Raw genomic sequence first — 19,527 nt, forward strand, 5'->3', positions numbered from 1 at the left:
CGGGGTAGTTCTCCACGTCGGTGGTGTTCATCAGCGCACCACCGGCGGCGACCGAGCCCTCGAAGACCAGCGGCTCCAGCGCCGCCCGCGCCAGGTAGATCGCCGCGGTGTACCCCGCCGGACCAGAACCCACCACAATCGCGTTACGCACCTGCGAGTCGCCCACCGGCCAACCTCTCCTCGACTGCTCGTACGACGACGGAACGTCCGGCGGGGAACGCCTCTTCCCGCCCCGCATGGAAGGCTCTCACCTGTGATCCCGTCCGCGCCCGCCGCCCCTTCCGGTGGGCCGCTTCCTCCAGCTGCCCGCTGCGGCGTCCATCCCGTACGTCCGGCGGTCGACCGCTGCCCGGTCTGCGACCGGCCGCGCTGCGCGGCCGATGCCGGATCGGTGCCGGGCGGGAGCTGCCCGGCCTGCGGCGGCGCCCGCCCCGAGGGTCCCGTCACGATGCACCCGCCGCCGACTCCGGCCGAGCAGCTGGTCCGGGCGGCGCTCGCCGCGTCCGGGGTGGCGCTGCTCGGTGGCGTGGTCGCCGCGCAGTACGTCGGCGCAGAGCTGTTCGCCTATCTCACGCCGTTCGTCGTGGGGGTGCTCAGCGGTGCTGCCGCGCAGGCGTCCTCGGGTGTGCCGCGCAGCGGGACGGCCGCGATGCGGGTGCGGCTGGTGGCTGTGGTGTACGCCGTCGTCGGCGTCGCCCTCGGCTTCGCGCTCGAGCAGAGCAAGGACGTGCTGGGCGGCTCGGCGCTGATCCCGTACGCCGCCGCCATCGCCGGTGTCGTCCTCTGGACGCTGCCCCCAAGGGGGCAACCGCCCACGTAGGCCGGCCGGGGGACCGCGGCTAGCGGCCGACGGCTGCTCGGATCGACTCCCCGGTTGATCTCGGTGCCACGCCTGTGCGCGGGTCAGGCGCTGCTGGCACCGAGAATGCCTGGGCAGCGGCTGGCCAAGCCGACCTCACGGCCTCGGTACCCGGACGAAGTAGAGCGTGCTGTCGTCTGCACGCGAGCACCCTTCGCCGACGACGAAGACCGAGAGCTGATCCGGATCCGGGTCCGGCAGGACGACGGCCAGCGCGGGGCGGCCCTGGTACTGCGCGTAGTCCAGGGCCAACGGCTGCACCTCGGGCTGCTCCGGCGGAAGGAGTGCGGCCAGGCAGTCGGCCAGGCCCTCTGCGGTGCGCAGGCGGGCCAACGGCGTCGCGTCCGCCTTCGCCACCGCGGACGCCGCGGGGGCAGGGGCCGCGGGGGCAGGGGCCGCCCCTGCGTCAGGACCGGCCTCGGCACCGCCGGCCGAGCCCGGAGAAGTGTCCCCCGGGGTGCCGGCCGGGCCCTGCGCGGTGCTCCTCGCCGTGTCCCCCGCGTTGGCCTCTGCCTGGTCCTCGGCCCGCTGCTTCGTGAGGGACAGCGTGATCGGGTTGGCGCGTCCCGCCAGGACACCGGGCAGCGCCGTGCGTACGGCAGCGGCGTCGGACCAGTCGGTGCCGCTGTTGTTGAGCACCAGGTCCGGGCCCGCCTGCCCGCCGGCCACCGCCGCGGTGCTGGACTCGGCCCCGCCGCCGCCCTGCAGCAGCGCGTAGCCCAGGCCACCGCCGGACAACAGCAGTACGGCGGCCGCTGCCGCAGGAAGCCAGCTGCTGCGGCCCGTGGACCGAACCCCCGGCCGGCCCGAGGACGGACCTTCCGGCTGTACCGGCAGGGCGGTCACGCTCGCCCGGCCCGCCGCCGCCTCGGCCGTGAGGGCCGCGGCCAGCCGGGCGTCGAGATCGGCGGGAACGGCCGGCGGCGGCAGCGCACCCAGCACGGCGACCACCCGCGCCTCAGCCGTCCGCAGCTCCGCCAGCCGGCTGGCGCACGACGCGCAGGTCTGCAGGTGTCGCTGCGCAGCCTCGTCGGCCTCGCCCGCCAGCAGGTCGGCGAGGGCGTCCAGGTCGAGGTGGGACGGCGGCTCGATCACCCTGGTCCTCCCTGCTCGCGTCCGGTGCCTGACATGGGTGGGACGGGTGGCACGAGCGGACGGTTCCGCAGGTGGCCCAGCGAGAGGGCCAGCCGGGCGCGACCGCGCGAGCAGCGGCTCTTCACGGTGCCTGCGGGCACACCGAGGACGGCAGCCACGTCCTCGACCGGCATGCCGTGGACGTCGACGAGCATGATCGCGCAACGCTGCTCGACCGGCAGCTCGGCCAGCGCCGCCTCGATCTCGAGCACGGTCTCGCGGGCCGCCAGCGCGTCGACCTGGTCGACCGGTTCGCCCGCACCGCCCTGCTCGTGCAGTGGCACCGTCGGCCGGGCCCGCCGGCGACGGACCCGGTCGAGGCAGGCGTTGACCACGACGCGGTGCAGCCAGGTGGTCACCTTGGCCTCGCCGCGGTAGGTCGCGGCGGCGCGGTACGCGGACAGGAGCGCGTCCTGCAGCGCGTCGGCCGCCTCCTCCCGGTCCCCGAGCGTGCGCAGGGCGACCGCCCACAGCCGGTCGCGGTGCAGCCCGACGAGGGTGCCGAAGGCGGCGGGGTCACCGGCGACGTGGGCGGCGAGCAGCGCGCGGTCGCGGGCGTCGCCGTCGGGCGCTGCCGCGCCCCCCTCCGGATCCGGGCCCTCGGTCACGGCGCGAGGGTAGTGGCGCCGGCCCCGCCGGCCCGGCAGGAAGTGCATCAGCCCCGCAGGAAGTGCATCTCGGCGATGCCCGCCGTGAAGCCGCCATCGGTCTTGCGCAGCCCGGTCACCCAGACGAGGTACCAGCGGGCGGTCGTGCCCTCGGGCGGTGTCAGCGTGAGCGCGGGGTCTGCCGCCGTCCCGCGTGCGAGCACGCGGTAGTTGCCGGCCTGCGCCCCCAGGTCGTCGGCCGCGCGCAGTTCGAAGGTGGCATCGCCCCCGGTCGTCACCAGCTCGACCTGCGTGACCGGCGTCGGCTCACCCAGGTCGACGAGCAGCCCGACGCCCGGCTTCAGCCCACCGAACCTGCGGCTCGCGTAGCGCTCGGTCTCCCAGACCGTCGTCGGGTCGTCGTCGTAGGCATTGGGAACGGCGCCCATGCGCTCGTTGCCCCGTCCGGGCGGCGGGTTGAAGACCCGCACCCGGGCACTGTCCAGGGCGATCCGGGTGGTGCCGGGCCCGCCGGCGACCACCTCGGCCGCCTCGTCGGCCGGCTCGATCTCCCCCACCGCGCGACCGACGGCATACATCCCCAGCCCGACGGTGAGGATGAGCACCAGGCTGGCGATCAGTGGCAGGAAACGCCAGACATCGGGCGGGACCCGTGGTGCCGCCGGAGGGGGCCGGGCGGCGACCGCCTGCGCGGCCCGCAGCGGCCCGGAGGCACCGGCCGCACCCACGGTACTCACAGCGCGGGCCGCACCGGCCGCGCGGGCGGCACCGATCGCGCGGGCCGCATCGATGGCCCGGGCCGCACCGACGGGTCGCGCGGCAGCGGCCGCGGCCGCGGCCACGGCATCGGCCAGTGCCGCGGCGGTGGCCGGTGCCGGCCGTCCTGGGGTCGGCTGCAGGACGCGCACGACCAGGTCGTCGAGGGCGCGTGGGATCCCTGCCCGGATCTGGCCCGGGCTGGTCAGCCGGCCGCGCGATCGGCCGTCGTTGACGGCGGGCGCTGCCGGCAGGCCACAGGATGGCTGCGGGGTCGTGCTGACCGGCCAGCGGGCGGTCAGCATCGCGTACAGGACGGCGGTCAGGTCGCGGACGTCGGCGGCGGGACCGACCGGGTCGCCGGCCCGCTCGGCCGGCACCGCCCGGTCGGGCAGGGCCGCGGACGTGGCGACGTCGGTCAGCCGGGGCCGTCCGGACCGGGTGAGCAGCAGGTTGCCGGGGTGCACCCGGCCGTGCACGACGTCCCGACGGTGCGCGGCGTGCAACGCCTCCGCGACCTCGACGATCAGCGCGCCGGCCTGCTCCGGCTCAAAGGGCCCGTCCTGCTGCAGCACGGTCGCCAGGTCGCGGCCCTCGACCCACTCGCTGATGACGTACGCGACGTCGACGTCGCCGGCGGGTCGGCCGGAACGTTCGGCCGGCCACTGCTGGACGGCCGCGTCGTAGACCCGAGCGAGCACGGGCGAGGACAGCGTGCCCGTGGCGGCCGCCGCCTCGAGGAACGGGCGGGCCTGGGTGCCGCCGCGACGGCCTGCGGCCCGCAGGAGCTTGACCGCGACAGGGCGGGCGAGCACCTCGTCGGTGGCCCGCCACAGGACGGCGGGCGACTCCTCGACCTCGCTCGCGCGCGGCGCCGGCTCGACCGGGTGGTCCAGGCGGTAGCGGTCGGCCAGCAGGTCGTCCTGCCGCAGCAGCGGCCGGACGGTGCGGAGGCTCTGCGGCGGGGCCACGGATCTCCTCCTCGCGCTGGATCCGGGCAACGACCCGGACGCGACGATCCTAGAGGGAGCTACAAGGGCCGTGGGGCGGAGACGGTGCGCTCGATGTCGGCGAGGGAGCGCAGCGCGGCAACCTTCTCCACGACCATCGTCGGGGCGGTCCGGTGCAGCGTCAGGGTGATGCGGCCGTCGGCCGAGACAGTGAAGCTCTGCGGGTCGATGGTGTCGCCGTGCCCGGCCACCTCGGCGACGGCCGCGTCGTAGGCGACCTGCAGGTCGGTCGGGGAGTGGTAGGCCGCGCTCGCGGCACGGACGGCGGACTGTGCGTGGTCCTCGGCCGAGAACCGCGCGGCGCCGAGCGAGATCAGGTCGAAGCCGACGATCCCGAGCAGCCCCAGGGTGGCGATCAGCTTGGTCAGCCAGCCCAGCACGATGTCGCCGCGGTCGCTGTTCATGCGGCTGAATCGGCCGCTGGGACGCCGGTCTTGAGGACCACCCGATCGGGTCTTCAGCCGGGTGGCGCAGTGTGGACCTAGCGCAGCCCCACCCGGCGCAGCACCGGTCCGGCAACCTCGTCGATCTCGGCGACGCGGAGCCGCCGGCCGATCAGGACGTAACCGGCGCCGAGCACTCCGCCGCCCAGGAGGAGGGCGACCGCCGCGCCCAGGGGTCCCGCACCGATCGTCCGGGTCGTGGCGGAGGCCAGGGCCAGTGCCAGCAGCGCTGGTACGAGGACAGCCGTCACGCAGCGCACCGCGGTCCGCACGACCGCCGTGCCGTCCAGTCCCCCGAGTCGCCGCGAGAGCACGAGCGAGCAGATCCCGAGCCCGGCGATGAAGGAGCAGGCATGTCCGGCGGCCAGCCCGACGACCTTCAGCTCGTCCGGTAGCAGGAGGTAGAGGGTGACGTCGACCACGACCAGCGTCGCGTTGACGCCCAGGTTGACGAGCGTGGGAGTGCGGGTGTCCTGCATCGCGTAGAACGCACGCAGCTGCAGCTGGTAGGTGCTGAAGGGGACCAGCCCCACAGCGAAGATGCCGAGCAGCACCCCGATGAAGCGTGCGTCGGCGATGGAGATCTCGCCGCGCGCGAAGACGACGGTGGCGATCTCGCGGCCGAGCACGAGGAAGGCGGCGGCAGCCGGCACGAGCACACAGACCGTCAGTCGCAGCCCGTGGTCGAGGGAGCCGCGCAGGTCCTCCCACCGGCCGTCGGCCGCCGCCCGGCTCATCCGCGGCAGCAGTGCGGTGATGACGCTGACCGCGACGATGGCGTGCGGCAGCTGCCAGAGGACGAACGCGTAGACGTAGGACGCGTAGCCCCGCCCGAGAGCGACCAGCGCCTCCTCCGACGACAGCCGTACGACGACGAGGTAGGCGACCTGGTTGGCCACGACGTACAGCAGCACCCACTTGGCCAACGACCCCACTCGCCGAAGCCCGACGCCGCGCAGGTCCCGGCGCAGCCGCAGCGAGAAGCCGGCCGAGCGCAGGGCGGGGACCAGGGCCACGGTCTGCGCCACGATGCCGAGCGTCGTGCCGAGACCGAGCAGGGCGACCTGTGCGGTGGTGAGGCTCTCCGGGGTGAGTTCGGCGCGGCCGCGCACGACGAGGAAGGCCAGGCCGGTGCCGATGACAACGAGGTTGTTGAGCACCGGCGCCCACATCGGCGGCGCATAGCGACCGCGGGTGTTCAGCACCGCGCCGAGCACCGCGCCGGCACCGTAGAACAGGATCTGCGGCAGGAAGAAGCGGGCGAAGACGATGGCGAGCTCGCGCGACTGCGGGTCCAGGTCGCCGGCGTAGAGGTCGATGAGCAGTGGCGCGCCGAGCACCAGCACGACGGCTGCGGCACCGAGCACGAGCACGGTCAGCGTGAGGAGCCGCTGCGCATATGCCTGCCCGCCGTCCTCGTCCTCCTTGGCCGCCCGGACCAGCAGCGGAACGACGACGGAGGTGAGGATCCCGCCGAGCAGCAGCTCGTAGACGATGTTCGGAGTCGTGTTGGCGACGTTGTAGGCGGTGCCGACGCCGTAGACGCCCAGCACCGAAGCGATGACCGCGGTGCGCAGGAAGCCGGTCCCGCGAGAGGCCAGCGTTCCCAGCGCCATTGCGCGGGTCGAGCTGCCGAGCGAGCTCACGCCTGCACGCCGTCGTCACGGCGCATGGCGCGTCGGGTGATCCGCAGACCGGCGGCCACCATGAGCACTGCCGCCGCGATGCCGGTGACCGCGAGGGCGAGCCGGCCGTACTGCGTGGAGCGCACGTCGAGCTCGACCGGCTCACCGAACGGCCGGCCGTTCACGTCGACCAGCGTGGCCTGGACGACGAAGCGACCGGAGGTGCGCGGCTCGACCCGCACGGTGATGGGCGTGGCGTTGCGGGCCGGGATCACCTGCACGCCGGTCGTGCCGGAGGACAGTCGTGCGGAGCTGGTCTCGTCCAGGCGCACCCCGACGTTCACCGGCTGGTCCAGCTCGTTCTGCACCGACAGCTGGAGCGTCCCCGAGTTGCCGGTCAGCAGGACCGGCTCGCTGACCAGGCGGACCTGCCCGCGCAGCCGCTCGACGTCCTCGGCCAGCAGGCGCAGCATCCGTTCCCCGTCGGCGGGCTGGTCCCGCCAGGCGGCGGAGGTGGTGCGGCCGTGCGCCCGCAACAGCCGGGCCTTGGTACGGGCCTGTTCCGTGCTGTTCGCGACGAGCACCGCGTCGGTGAACTGCTCTCCGGCGGCACGTACCTCCGCCAACCGCTCCAGGAAGTCAGGCGGAAGTTCGGGGCCGACGTCGGCCGGGTCGGCGACGTCGGTGCGGTCCTCGGCCTGCGCCGGCCCCTGCGCGTCCGGCAGGTCGCGACAGCGTTCGCGGCCGACAGCGACGTCGGCGAGTCGGACCGGGCACAGCCACGGCAGCCGGCCCGTGTCGGCCAGCACGGCTGCGGCGACTGCCGGGACGACGTCGGCCGTGCGACGGGGGGCGACGAGCAGGGTACGGGAGACGCTCGGCGCCTCGGCCGCAATGATCGCCGTCTCGGCGATGAAGCGCTGCTCGGCCAGCCGCGGGCCCTGCCAGTCGGTCGGGTCGGGCTCGACCAGGTGGGACAGCACCTCCTCGACGACCAGCCCGCTGACCGTCCCGAACGGCGACGGCAGCTCGATCCGGGCGCTCGGGGTGCGGCTGCGGGTGACGGAGGCCGGTGGCAGTGCTGCCGCGTCCAGCACCACCGCGCGCGCCTGCCCGCCGGCGAGCAGGTCGAGGGCCGGGGTCAGCGGTCCGGGTGGGGGCCAGGCGACGGAGGTGAGAGGTTCGCGGCCAAGCACCTCGCCGGCCTCGGACTGGCCGAGCTTGCGCAGCAGTTCGACGTCGTCACGCAGGCCGCTGCCGGCCCGCGACATCGCCACGATGTCGGGGTCCCCGAACGGCAGGGCGAGGACGTCGCTGCCCTCGGCGGCGGCCCGCATGCCGGACAGCCACTGCTCGGCGTTCTGCGACGGCGGCCGGTCCGTCGGCTCACCGTCGGCGAGCACGCTGTAGCCCTTCGTGCGGGTCATCGCCTCGATGCTGTGGAGCAGGGCCGGGTCGATGCCGTAGGTCACCGGGACGGGCTGCCCGCGGCAGCCGGTGGACGGCTCGCGCGCCGTCCCCGGTGGCGGGGCAGCCGACTCGTCGCAGGCACCTTTGGCGCCCTCGCGGGCCGCCACGAGCAGCTCCTGCAGGCGGCCCCGTGGCGCGTCCTGTGTGCCCGGCGCCAGCAGCGCGTCCAGGGCGTCGTCCAGCATCACCTCCGCGGGTGCCCGGCGCGGCTGGTCGACCAGCGGCCACAGCCAGGCGATCCGGGTCGGCGCCGGCGGCCCGTCGGGGAACCACGGCACGAACGTCGCGGCGAGACCGACCGGCGTACGGAAGCGGTCGTCGCCGTAGCGGGCCCGGCCCTGCACGGCCAGCGGATAGACGCCCAGACCGCCGCCGAGCTGCAGGTCGCGGACCAGCAGCCTCAGGTCGAAGGTGGTGTCCTCCCCCGGAGCCAGGTCGTCGACCGGTGCGGCGGCGGTCGTGCGGGGACGGCCCACCACCGGCTCGTCCTCGGCGCGCTGCAGCTCACCGCGGGTACGGAGAACGGTCCCGGTGGACAGCCGCAGCTGCAGGCCGGACAGCGCCTGCGTACCGCAGTTGTGCAGCGTTCCCGCCACCTGGAACGGCTGGTCGGGACGGGCCGGGGCGCGCGGCAGCAGCGTGGTGACCTGCACCAGGAGCGGCGACTCCTCGGACCTGCCGGAGCAGGCGCCCCCGTCGACCGCGGCCACGTCCGAGGGCAGCGGGCCGGGGGTGGGCGCGGCGGTGGGCGCGGCGGTCCCGGCGTGGGGCGCGGCCAGCAGCAGCGGTACGGCCAGCAGTAGGGTGCAGGCCAGCCGGCCGCAGCTTCTCACCGCCGGGCGGTCAGGCCGTCTCGGCGAGCAGGACCGGGACCCGCTCGAGCAGCCGACGCTCGTCGGCGTAGGCCAGCCGCGCCGGCAGCTCGGCAAGCGGCACCCAGGCCACCTCGCTGACCTCGACGTCGGCGTCGGACAGCTCGAGCCCGTGCACCGGGTCGGCCGCGAGCAGCAGGTAGTGGTGCACCGTCTTGTGCACCCGCCGTCCCTCGGCGACGAACCAGAAGTCGATCGTGCCGAGCTTGCCGACGACTCGGCCGAGGATGCCGGTCTCCTCGGCGACCTCACGCACGGCCGTCTCCGGCTCGGTCTCTCCTGGCTCCACGTGCCCCTTCGGCAGGGACCACAGCAGCCGTCCCCGCCGGTCCAGCCGGCCGATCAGCGCACCGGAGGCGCTCGGTCCCAGGCGGTCCAGGACCAGACCGCCCGCGCTCGTCTCGTCCACCCGGCGCAGCGGCCGGCGCCCGGACGGCCCCGTCCGCGGCGGCGGCGGCGAGGGAGGGGACACCGACCCAGAGTACGTCGGCGCCCCCTGCCCCGCGCCCCGGGCGACGGGCTTGCGGGCTCCCCCGCCACCACCTTCACCGGCTGCGCCGATCCACGCCCGGGAATCCCGTACCGGCAGGTCTCGCGGATAGGCTCGTCTCCCGTGCCCGCCCTGACCGAGGTCCAGCAGAACGCTGTGCGCGAGCTGCTGCGCGTCGCGCCGGTGGCGGTCGAGCTCGGCACCCGCTTCGCCGCGGCGGGCGCCGCGCTGCATCTGGTCGGTGGCTCGGTGCGCGACGCGCTGCTCGGGCGGCTCGGCGACGACCTCGACTTCACGACCGATGCCCGGCCCGAGGCGGTGCAGGCGCTGCTGGCCGGCTGGGCGGAGTCCACGTGGGACACCGGTATCTCCTTCGGCACGGTAGGCGCGCAGCGCCGCGGCTTCCGGATCGAGATCACGACCTACCGGGCCGAGGCCTACGACCGTGCCTCACGCAATCCGGTGGTCCGCTACGGCACGTCGCTGTCCGACGACCTCGCCCGCCGGGACTTCGCGGTCAACGCGATGGCCGTGGCGCTGCCCGACTGGAAGGCCCCCGACGCGTTCGTCGACCCGTACGGCGGCATGGACGACCTGGCCGCCCAGGTCCTGCGCACGCCCGGACCGCCGGAGGACTCCTTCGGCGACGACCCGCTGCGGATGCTGCGGGCCGCCCGCTTCGCCGCACAGCTGGGCTTCGCCGTCGCGCCGGACGTGGTGTCGGCCATGACCGCCATGGCGGACCGGCTTGCGATCGTCAGCGTCGAGCGGATCAGCGACGAGTTGTCCAAGCTGCTGCTCGGCCACTTTCCCCGGGCCGGCCTGGAGCTGCTCGTCGACACCGGGCTCGCGGCGCACGTCCTGCCGGAGCTGCCGGCACTGCGGCTGGAGATCGACGAGCACCACCAGCACAAGGACGTGTACGACCACACGCTCCAGGTGCTGGAGCGCGCCATCGCGCTGGAGGAGGACGGGCCGGACCTGGTGCTGCGGCTGGCCGCGCTGCTGCACGACATCGGCAAGCCACGTACCCGGCGCAAGGAGCCCGGCGGCGGCGTCTCCTTCCACCACCACGAGGTCGTGGGCGCGGCGATGGCCCGGCGGCGGCTCCAGGCGCTGCGTCACCCCAAGGACGTGGTCGCCGCGGTGACGCTGCTCACCGAGCTGCACCTGCGCTTCCACGGCTACCGCCCCGCCGGCCGGGAGGCTGCGGCCGGCGCGTCGTCCCGTGACAGCCGGTCGGGAACGCCGACGTGGACCGACAGCGCCGTGCGCCGCTACGTCACCGACGCCGGGGACCAGCTCGAGCGGCTGCACAAGCTGGTCCGGTCGGACTGCACGACCCGCAATCGGCGCCGGGCCGCGATGCTCGCGGCGGCCTATGACGACCTCGAGGCCCGCATCGCCCGGCTGGCCGAGCAGGAGGAGCTGGGCCGGATCCGGCCGGACCTGAACGGCGACGACATCATGGCGCTGCTGGGCATCCCGCGCGGGCCGCTGGTCGGCCAGGCGTACAAGCACCTGCTGGAGCTGCGGATGGAGCGCGGGCCGCTGCCGCGGGAGCAGGCCGTCGAGGCGCTGCTCGCGTGGGCGCAGGCCCAGGGGGTGGCGCGCCCCGTCTAGTCACTTCGGGCCATGGATCGCCGCCCGGTCAGGGACGATGATGTGTCCATGCCGGGACAGAACGGACGCAGGAGCAGCGCGTGGGTGGCGGGCATCGCCGCCCTTCTCGCCGGCGTGCTCCTGGCGGCCGTCGGCGTCGCCGCGCTCGGCAGCAGCACGGCGAGGGCAGACACCGTGCTGGCCGCCGGCAGCGGGGTGGTTCTCGAACTCCCCGACGGCACCACCCGCAGTGCGGTCGTGGGTGAGCGGATCCCGCCCGGCGCCACCGTGCGCGCCGGCCGTACCGGTGCACAGCTCGTGACCCGCGGCCGGGACGTCTACCTCGGCGAGCAGGCGGCCGTCACCGTGCTCGACGGGGCCCGGCAGGTGCTGCGTGCGGGCTTCGTGCTGGTGGAGGCCGCGGACGCCCCCGGCCTCGAGCTGGCCACCACCGCCGCCACCGTCACCGCCGCCGAGGACTCCCTGGTCCGGATCGACAGCGGCCCGCTGCTGCGCGCCGGCGTCCTGCGGGGGGCCGCCGCCGACGTGCGCGCCGCCGGCCGCCGCGCCGCCGTCGAGGTGCCGGCGTTCTACCAGGTGCAGGTGCCGACCGGCGGGCTGCCGGGTGCACCTGCGCCGTTCGTGCTGACCCCCGGCGACGGCTACGAGATGCAGCTCGCCGGCGACCTCGTACGGGCCGACGCGGACCTCACCGCCCTGGCCTCGCGGCTGGACGCCGACGGCGCGGTCGGCCGGGTCGTGCTGTCCTCGTTGCGCGAGCAGGTCGAGGTCGGGCCGGCGCTGCCGGCCGGCGCCCCCGGCAGCGAGCGGGCGCTCGGCTACCTCATCGCCGCCGCGATCCCGGGGCCGGACGCACTGCCCGAGCGCTACTCCCTGGTGCGGGGGCTGCGGACCGACGGCGGATCCTGGGGCATCGTCGCCGCGATCGTCGCCGCGCCGGTGGACCGGGTCGCCGCTGCCCTGGCCGCCTTGCTCGACCCGGGCATCGTCCCGGTGCTCGCCGCCGCCCCGGCCGACCTGGGGCTCCTGCTCGGCCTGGGCGGCCTGCGCTTCGACGTTGGCTCTGGCGACATCGACCCCGGCACAGGTGACCGCGACAGCGGCGGCCGCGACGGGGGTGACGGGGACGGGGGCGACGGCAGCGAGGACCGCCGGCCGCCGGCCGCGCCACTGCCCACCCCCGCTCCCGGCCCGGTCGGCGACCTGGTGGACGACGTCGTGGACACGGTGCTCGACCTCGTCTCGCCGAGCCCGAGCCCGAGCCCGAGCCCTGCGCCGCTGCTGTCTCCCGCGCCGCTGCTGCCGCCTGCGCCACTGTCCCCTGCGCCGCTGCTGCCGCCTGCGCCACTGTCCCCTGCGCCGCTGCTGCCGCCTGCGCCGCTGTCCCCTGCGCCGCTCGTGCCGCTGCCCGTCCCGCTCCTCGGGTAGCCGCCGACGCCTGGTCGTCGTCGTCACGTCCGCACATCCACGCGTCCGGCAGCCCGTCGCGAAAGACCTGTCGCGGACGCGCTGCGATGATCAACGCCGTGTTTGAGCACTTTTCACGGGGTGAGAAAATGAGGAAGTCCGGCGTTGATCATGACAACACCCGCGCGGATCGCTCAGCCCCGGGTGACCACCGGCTCGGGCGGCTCGGCGGCCGCTCGGCGCGCGGTGAACACGCCGTACAGCAGCGCGGTGAGGGTGTAGCCGCCGGCGACGATGCCGATCACGGCGTAGCTCTTGCCGTCCTCCGGCAGGACCACGGCGGAGGCGGCGGCCGCGAGCACGAAGCTCACGTTGAACAGCGTGTCGTAGAAGGAGAAGACCCGGCCGCGGAAGTCGTCCTCGACGCTCTCCTGTACGAGGGTGTCGACGCAGATCTTGCCGGCCTGCGCGGCGAAGCCGAGGAAGAAGGCGGCGACGAGGAACGCCCCGTGCGTGTACGGCAGCCCGAACACCAGCTCGGCCACCGCGGCGGCCGAGAAGACCAGGACGATCCAGCGCTGGGTCCCCAGCCGCCGGGTGACGGCGGGGGTGACGAGTGCGGCGGACAGGCCGCCCAGCACGGCGACGGCCCCGACGGCGATCAGTCCGCCGAAGGCGCCCTCCCCCGCGAACTGCCGGCCGAGGAAGCCGTTCGGCGTGTAGAGCAGCAGCGTCGCCACGGTCGACAGGCCGTAGAAGAAGCGGTGCGCGCTGATCGCCGCCAGTGCGCGGAACGCCGGCCCCCGCTCCCGTACGTGCTGCGCCCCCTGCGCCACGCCACGGGCGACGTGCCCCAGCGCTTCCCGCAACCGATCTTGGGCACGGGCGTCGGGGCCGAGGAGGTCCCGGGTGATCCGCGCCGCGAGCAGCGCCGCGAGCAGGTAGGTCCCGGCGGCGAGCAGTGAGGTGCGGGCACCCCCGACCTGCCCCGACCCGAAGGCGGGGCGCATGGCGGTCGCCGCGACGGCGCCGAGCGTGAAGGCGCCGCCGCCCAGTGTCGTGGTCACCGCATTGGCTGTCACCAGCTGACGCTTGGCGACCACGTGCGGGAGCGCCGCCGACAGCGCGGCGAGGATGAAGCGGTTGGTCGAGATGACCAGCAGCGCGAACCCTTGGACGACGAGGGAGTCGGCGCCGAGCGTCGCCAGCAGCGCCGCGGTCGCCGTCACGAGCCCTGCTCGTCCGAGGTTGGCGTTGCGCAGCACCCGCTGCCGGCGCCAGCGGTCGAGGAAGACGCCGGCGAACGGGCCGACCAGGCTGAACGGCAGCAGCAGGACGGCGAAGGCGAGCGCAGCCTGCCCGGCCGACGTCGCGTCGTTGGGGTCGAAGAAGACGACGAGGATCAGCGCGGTCTGGAACAACCCGTCGCCGGCCTGGCCCGCCAGCCGTACGTAGAGCAGCCGCCGCAGGTCCGGCAGCGCGAGCAGCTCGCGCAGGGGATGGCGGCTGGTCATCGGCGCCAGGCTAGCCAGAACCCGCGACCTCGGCTGACGAGCCTGGGTAGCGGCCGCGCGACGGAGCGTGCAGCCCCTTCGAGCAGCAGCACTGGGCGCTGCGCCACCTCGGTCAGCCAGGCGGCGACGGTCCGCGACACGCTGTCGACGTCGGCCGGCAGCCGCGCGGTGCGCCGGTCGCCGAACCCCGGCACGTCGAGCAGGTGCACGCGCGTCCATCCGGCGCAGGCCCGCACGAGCGGCAGCAGGTAGCCGAGGGCGCCGAGCCCCGGGACCACCACGAGCTCCGGCGCGGCGGGTGCGAACCCGGCGGTCGTAGCCCGGCGTGGGCTGGGTACGGCAGAGGGCATGTCTGCTGACCTGCGCTTCTGGTTCGACCCCGTCTGCCCCTTCGCCTGGATGACCAGCAAGTGGGTCCGCTCGGTGGCGGCACAGCGGGAGTACTCCGTCGAGTGGCGCTTTATCTCGCTGCGGCTGCTCAATCGGCACGTCGACTACGACAGCCACTTCCCGCCGGAGTACGAAGCCGGTCACACCGCCGGTCTGCGGCTGCTGCGCGTTGCCGCGCTCACCCGGCGGGAGCACGGCAACGACGGCGTGGGCCGGCTGTACGCGGCGTTCGGGCAGGGGATCTGGGAGGCGGAGCCGGAGGCAGGTGACCTGCCGAGCCGCATGGGCCCCTTCCTCAAGGTGGCCCTGGACGCGGCGGCACTGCCGCAGGAGCTGGCGGCCGCTCTGGAGGATGACTCGTGGGACGAGCAGATCCAGGCGGAGACCGACGAGGCGCTCAGCCTCACCGGCAAGGACGTCGGCACGCCGATCCTGCACTTCGAGCCACCGGAGGGGGTCGCGTTCTTCGGCCCGGTCATCAGCCGGCTGCCGGGGGAGCGCGAGGCGGTGGAGCTCTGGGACCACGTCATCGGCCTGGCCCGCTTCCCCGGCTTCGCCGAGCTCAAGCGCAGCCTGCGCGAGCGGCCGCAGCTGCCGGCGTTCGGCACGTCGGCCGGCGAGGTGGGCGTGCAGGAGGACTGGCACGGCGGCAGCCGTCGGCAGAAGAAGTAGCTCACGGCTCACCGGTCGCTCCGCCTGACCGGGCGGTGCGGCGTCCGGCGGCGGCCGGTGCGCTGATGTTGCTGGTCGACGCCGCGAACGTCGTCGGGAGCCGCCCGGACGGGTGGTGGCATGACCGTGCCGGTGCGGCCGGCCGGCTGGTCGAGCAGCTCCGGTCGGCCGTCCGCGAGGAGCGGCTGGACCCGCCGGTCCTGGTGGTCCTCGAGGGGGCGGCGCGCCCGGGCTGTCCCGAGGGCACGGCCGGCGGTGTACACGTGGTGCACGCGGCCGGCTCGGGCGACGACACGCTGCACGAGCTGGCCCGCAGCTCGGAACCGGTGACGCTGGTGTCCGCCGACCGGGAGCTGGGGCAGCGGGTGCGGGCGTGCGGCGCCGACGTGGTCGGGCCGGGCTGGCTGCTCGATCGCCTGGCCTGAGCGGGATCCACGGATCGCAGACAGCCCCTGCTGCGGCAGCTGGTGGGGTCACCGCGGCTGCACACGCACCCGCTGCTGAGGGGTTCCGGGCACCGGCGGCCCGCCCGCCTCTCGTACCCCTCGCTGTTCTCGGTGCCGGCCTCGCGCGTAGGTGGGGCGCTGCTGGCACCGAGAACGCGAAGGGGGCACCGAGAACGCGGACTACTGCTGCGTGGCCTGCTCGGCTTCGGCAGCGGCGAAGTCGCCGGTGCCCTCGCCCCGGATCCAGGCCTCGAGCGCGGGGCCGGCGATGTCGTCGCGCACCTGCTTGGGCGGGGACTTCATGAAGTAGGTCGAGGCCGGGTGCACCGGGCCGCCGACGCCGCGATCCATGGCGATCTTCGCGCAGCGAAGCGCGTCGATGATGACGCCGGCGCTGTTCGGGCTGTCCCAGACCTCCAGCTTGTACTCGAGGTTCAGCGGGACGTCGCCGAACGCGCGGCCCTCGAGGCGGACGTAGGCCCACTTGCGGTCGTCGAGCCACTGGACGTAGTCCGACGGCCCGATGTGCACGTTGCGGGTACCCATGTCGTGCTCCATGTTGGAGGTCACGGCCTGCGTCTTGGAGATCTTCTTGGACTCCAGGCGGTCGCGCTCGAGCATGTTCTTGAAGTCCATGTTGCCGCCGACGTTCAGCTGGTAGGTGCGGTCCAGGATGACGCCGCGGTCCTCGAACAGCTTGGCCATCACGCGGTGCGTGATGGTCGCGCCGACCTGGCTCTTGATGTCGTCGCCGACGATCGGCACACCCGCGTCGGTGAACTTCTGCGCCCACTCCGGGGTGCCGGCGATGAAGACCGGCAGCGCGTTGACGAAGGCGACCTTGGCGTCGATCGCGCACTGCGCGTAGAACTTCGCCGCCTGCTCCGAGCCGACGGGCAGGTAGCAGATCAGCACGTCCACCTTCGCGTCCCGGAGCGCCTGCACCACGTCGACCGGCTCGGCGTCGGACTCCTCGATCGTCTCGCGGTAGTACTTGCCGAGGCCGTCGTGGGTGACGCCGCGCTGGACGGTCACGTCCAGCGGCGGCACGTCGGCGATCTTGATCGTGTTGTTCTCGGAGGCGAGGATCGCCTCGGACAGGTCGAAGCCGACCTTCTTGGCGTCGACGTCGAACGCCGCGACGAACTCGATGTCACGGACGTGGTAGCCGCCGAGCTGGACGTGCATCAGGCCGGGGACACGCGCGGACGGGTCGGCGTCGCGGTAGTACTCGACGCCCTGGACGAGCGACGCGGCGCAGTTGCCGACGCCGACGATGGCGACACGGACGGAACCCATCAGGGCGCTCCTCTTTCGGTAGGGGTGGATAGGGCGGACTGCGCACCGCCGGGAGGCGGTGCGGATGCGGTCGAGCGGCGCTCGGTCTCGATCAGCTCGGTGAGCCAGCGGACCTCGCGCTCGACCGACTCCAGCCCATGCTCCTGCAGCTGGAGGGTGTAGCGGTCGAGGCGGGAGCGGGTACGGGCGAGCGAGGTGCGGACGCCTTCGCGCCGCTCCTCGAGGCGGGTGCGCCGGCCCTCGAGGATGCGCACGCGCACCTCGGGGTCGGTCTGGCCGAAGAAGGCGAAGTGGACGCCGAAGGTCTCGTCCTCCCATGCCGACGGTCCGGCCTCGGCGAGCAGCTCGGCCAGCCGCTCCTTGCCCTCGGCGGTGAGCTTGTAGACCACCTTGCCGCGCCGGCCGGTCAGCGGTGGCGCCCCGGCCACGACCGTGGCGTCGCCGTCGTCCTCGGTGATCCACCCGGCCACCTTCATCCGGCGCAGAGTGGGGTACAGCGAGCCGTACGAGAACGCCCGGAAGGTGCCGAGCGTGGCCTTGAGCCGGGACCGCAGCTCGTAGCCGTGCAGCGGAGACTCGTGCAGCAGGCCGAGGACGGCGAGCTCCAGCACGTCGGCCCCTCCCGTCCGCACGATCGATGTATCGGCGCGATACATCGCACTGCCAGGACACTACGTGCTGCCGCGCCGGGCGTGCAAGAGCGGTCGGACGGAGGTCCCCGGCATGGGCGACCATGGAGGCATGTCCCGTCTGTCGAACGTCCGCTGGAGGCGTGTGCTGCTGCTGGGCAGCGCCGGCTCGCTGCTGGGTGTGGCCACCCTCATCGGCGTGGCCTACGCCGTCACCGACGTGCCGGAGCCGAACGAGAGCGCGACCGCCACCGCGACCCGGATCCTGTTCGCCGACCGTTCGGAGATGGGCCGCGTCGGCGAGCAGAACCGCATCCCGGTGCCGCTGTCCGAGGTCCCGGCGGGCGTGCAGCGTGCGGTGCTGTCGGCCGAGGACCGCGACCACTACAACAACCCCGGCATCAGCCCGCGTGGCATCCTGCGCGCGCTGTTCGCCAATGTCCGGGGCGGCGGCGTCGAGCAGGGCGGCTCGAGCATCACCCAGCAGTACGCCAAGAACGCCTTCTTGACCCAGGACCGGACCTTCACCCGGAAGGTGAAGGAGGTCTTCATCGCGCTGAAGATGAGCCGGACGGTCGACAAGGACAAGGTCCTCGAGGACTACCTGAACACGATCTACTTCGGCCGGCAGGCGTCCGGCATCGAGGTGGCGGCCTGGACCTACTTCGACCGCCCCGCCAAACAACTCTCGGTGGCACAGGGCGCGGTGCTGGCCGCGAGCATCAAGTCACCGGCCACCCTCGACCCCGAGAAGCACCCCGAGCAGGCCAAGGCGCGCTGGGCCCACGTGCTCGACGGGATGGTCGCGCAGGGATGGCTGACGCCGCAGGAGCGCGCCGCGCAGGTCTACCCGCCCGTCAGGAAGATCGGCGCGGGCAACCGCAACAACGACCTGTCCGGGCCCAAGGGCCACGTCATCACGGCCGTTCTGGAGGAGCTGGGGCGGCGGGGCTTCCCGGAGGACAAGCTCAGCGCCGGCGGACTGGTCGTCACGACGACCATCCGCAAGAACGCCCAGCAGGCCGCCGTCTCGGCGGTGCAGGAGATCACCGGGGACAAGCCGGGTGAGGAGGACCTGCAGGGCGCCCTGGTCTCGGTGATGCCCGGCACCGGGGAGGTCTTCGCCTATTACGGCGGCGCCGGCGGCACCGGCTTCGACTTCGCCGGCCAGGGCGTCGGTCGGCAGCCGGGCTCGTCGTTCAAGCCGTACGTCCTGGCCACCGCGCTGGAGCAGGAGATGAGCCTGCGTACCCGGCTGAACGGCAACAGCCCGCAGGAGTTCCCCGGTCGCAAGGAGCCGGTCAGCAACTTCGGCGGGCGGGACCACGGCCGGGTCGACCTGATCGAGGCGACGCAGAAGTCGATCAACACCGCCTACTACGAGCTGGGGCTCGAGGTGGGACCGTCCGAGGTGGCCGAGCTCGCGCACCGGGCCGGCATCCCGGAGGAGGTGAAGCTGGTCAGCGAGGACGGTGTCACCAACGGCGGGATCGCCCTCGGCGGCTACGAGGTGCACGTGATCGACCAGGCAGTCGGCTTCGCCACCTTCGCCAGCGGCGGCATCCCGGTCGAGCCGTTCCTGGTCAAGAAGGTCCAGGACCGCTCCGGCGACGACGTCTACAACGCCGAGATCCGGACCGGGGAGCGTGCCTTCAGCGAGGACGTCGCCGCCGACGCCATCTATGCGATGCAGGCCGTGGTGGAGCGGGGCACCGGCCGCGGCGCGCAGCTGAAGAACGGCCGGCCGGCGGCCGGCAAGACCGGCACCTCCCAGCTCAACCGGGACGCCTGGTTCGTCGGCTTCACCCCGCAGCTGTCGACGGCGGTGTGGCTCGGCTACGCGCAGCCCAAGACGATCCGGATCGACGGCATCGAGGCCACTGGCGGGGGCTTCTCCAGCAAGATCTGGAAGGCCTACACCGACGCCGCCCTCGAGGGTCAGCCCGAGCTGGACTTCCCCGAGCCGGCCTGGGTCGGCCGCGGTGGCAGCACCGGCCGGGACCCCGCAGAGAAGATCGAGCGGCCGCGTCCGCAGCGCACCGGCGACGCGCCCGACGAGAGCTCACCCGAGCCGGAGCAGAGTGTCGCGCCCGAGCCCGAGCCGACGCAGCCCCCGCCCCCGCCGCCCCCGCCGCCCCCGCCGCCTCCCCCGCCGATCCTGCCGCCGCCGCAGGAGAGCCAGCAGCCGTCGCCGCAGCAGAGCGAGGGCCCGCCGCCGCAGGAGCAGACGCAGGGCCCGGCGGCGCGGTCGAGCCCGAGCCCGGCCCCGCGCTGACGGTG

17 protein-coding genes and 1 pseudogene are annotated in these 19,527 nt (G+C 74.1%); 6 read left to right on the forward strand and 12 right to left on the reverse strand.

Translation table 11 applies throughout. From position 1 onward, the window contains the following. Positions 1–166 (reverse strand): FAD-dependent oxidoreductase (locus WD794_06600; GenBank protein ID MEX2289981.1); only part of this gene is annotated, 166 nt, incomplete at its 3' end. A gap of 282 nt (positions 167–448) precedes the next feature. Between WD794_06600 and WD794_06605 the strand changes: the two genes are divergently transcribed. Next, the gene (locus tag WD794_06605; protein MEX2289982.1) at positions 449–820 is read left to right on the forward strand and encodes a hypothetical protein; all 372 of its coding nucleotides are present in this window, start codon (positions 449–451) and stop codon (positions 818–820) included. Positions 821–955: 135 nt separating this feature from the next. Here the strand turns inward: WD794_06605 and WD794_06610 are convergent, their stop codons facing one another. The 7 genes and pseudogenes from WD794_06610 to WD794_06640 all read right to left on the reverse strand — a co-directional run bounded on the left by WD794_06610 (position 956) and on the right by WD794_06640 (position 9,204). Then, entirely contained in the window at positions 956–1,954 is a 999-nt protein-coding gene (locus tag WD794_06610) for a hypothetical protein (protein MEX2289983.1), read from the reverse strand. Further along, entirely contained in the window at positions 1,951–2,601 is a 651-nt protein-coding gene (gene sigM / locus WD794_06615) for an RNA polymerase sigma factor SigM (protein MEX2289984.1), read from the reverse strand. The genes WD794_06610 and sigM overlap by 4 nt, the downstream gene beginning before the upstream one ends. A gap of 47 nt (positions 2,602–2,648) precedes the next feature. After that, positions 2,649–4,328: a protein kinase gene (locus tag WD794_06620; GenBank protein ID MEX2289985.1), complete on the reverse strand. Its 1,680-nt coding sequence runs from the start codon at positions 4,326–4,328 to the stop codon at positions 2,649–2,651. A gap of 59 nt (positions 4,329–4,387) precedes the next feature. Then, a complete protein-coding gene (locus tag WD794_06625; protein ID MEX2289986.1) occupies positions 4,388–4,771 on the reverse strand; it encodes a hypothetical protein in 384 nt (127 codons plus the stop codon). A gap of 77 nt (positions 4,772–4,848) precedes the next feature. Beyond that, positions 4,849–6,456: a murein biosynthesis integral membrane protein MurJ gene (gene murJ / locus WD794_06630; protein ID MEX2289987.1), complete on the reverse strand. Its 1,608-nt coding sequence runs from the start codon at positions 6,454–6,456 to the stop codon at positions 4,849–4,851. Continuing rightward, the gene (locus WD794_06635; GenBank protein MEX2289988.1) at positions 6,453–8,738 is read right to left on the reverse strand and encodes a DUF6049 family protein; all 2,286 of its coding nucleotides are present in this window, start codon (positions 8,736–8,738) and stop codon (positions 6,453–6,455) included. Before WD794_06635 ends, murJ begins: the two co-directional genes overlap by 4 nt. Positions 8,739–8,781: 43 nt before the next feature. Next, positions 8,782–9,204, reverse strand: a pseudogene (locus tag WD794_06640) (NUDIX hydrolase). 219 nt (positions 9,205–9,423) lie between these two features. Between WD794_06640 and WD794_06645 the strand changes: the two are divergent. Together WD794_06645 and WD794_06650 are read left to right on the forward strand one after the other, a co-directional pair. Beyond that, the gene (locus WD794_06645; GenBank protein ID MEX2289989.1) at positions 9,424–10,890 is read left to right on the forward strand and encodes a CCA tRNA nucleotidyltransferase; all 1,467 of its coding nucleotides are present in this window, start codon (positions 9,424–9,426) and stop codon (positions 10,888–10,890) included. A 48-nt stretch (positions 10,891–10,938) separates the two neighbouring features. Continuing rightward, positions 10,939–12,318 carry a hypothetical protein gene (locus WD794_06650; protein MEX2289990.1) on the forward strand — a complete coding sequence of 460 codons (1,380 nt, stop codon included), beginning with the start codon at positions 10,939–10,941 and terminating at the stop codon, positions 12,316–12,318. 173 nt (positions 12,319–12,491) lie between these two features. Here WD794_06650 and WD794_06655 read toward each other — a convergent pair whose 3' ends face one another. After that, entirely contained in the window at positions 12,492–13,811 is a 1,320-nt protein-coding gene (locus WD794_06655) for an MFS transporter (GenBank protein MEX2289991.1), read from the reverse strand. Beyond that, positions 13,808–14,161 (reverse strand): hypothetical protein, encoded by a 354-nt coding sequence (locus tag WD794_06660; GenBank protein ID MEX2289992.1) that lies wholly within the window; start codon positions 14,159–14,161, stop codon positions 13,808–13,810. The genes WD794_06655 and WD794_06660 overlap by 4 nt, the downstream gene beginning before the upstream one ends. On the opposite strand from WD794_06660, the gene WD794_06665 reads away from it, so the two are divergent. Together WD794_06665 and WD794_06670 are read left to right on the forward strand one after the other, a co-directional pair. Next, on the forward strand, positions 14,160–14,873 hold the full coding sequence (locus tag WD794_06665) for a hypothetical protein (protein ID MEX2289993.1): 714 nt from the start codon (positions 14,160–14,162) through the stop codon (positions 14,871–14,873). The genes WD794_06660 and WD794_06665 overlap by 2 nt on opposite strands. A 65-nt stretch (positions 14,874–14,938) precedes the next feature. Beyond that, positions 14,939–15,298 carry a hypothetical protein gene (locus tag WD794_06670; GenBank protein MEX2289994.1) on the forward strand — a complete coding sequence of 120 codons (360 nt, stop codon included), beginning with the start codon at positions 14,939–14,941 and terminating at the stop codon, positions 15,296–15,298. A gap of 201 nt (positions 15,299–15,499) precedes the next feature. Here the strand turns inward: WD794_06670 and WD794_06675 are convergent, their stop codons facing one another. After that, on the reverse strand, positions 15,500–16,618 hold the full coding sequence (locus WD794_06675) for an inositol-3-phosphate synthase (protein MEX2289995.1): 1,119 nt from the start codon (positions 16,616–16,618) through the stop codon (positions 15,500–15,502). Beyond that, on the reverse strand, positions 16,618–17,229 hold the full coding sequence (locus WD794_06680; GenBank protein ID MEX2289996.1) for a PadR family transcriptional regulator: 612 nt from the start codon (positions 17,227–17,229) through the stop codon (positions 16,618–16,620). The genes WD794_06675 and WD794_06680 overlap by 1 nt, the downstream gene beginning before the upstream one ends. A gap of 130 nt (positions 17,230–17,359) precedes the next feature. Between WD794_06680 and WD794_06685 the strand changes: the two genes are divergently transcribed. Continuing rightward, entirely contained in the window at positions 17,360–19,522 is a 2,163-nt protein-coding gene (locus tag WD794_06685) for a transglycosylase domain-containing protein (GenBank protein ID MEX2289997.1), read from the forward strand. Positions 19,523–19,527: the final 5 nt, after the last annotated feature.

The sequence above is a fragment of the Mycobacteriales bacterium genome (assembly GCA_040902655.1).
Lineage (GTDB): Bacteria > Actinomycetota > Actinomycetes > Mycobacteriales > SCTD01 > SCTD01.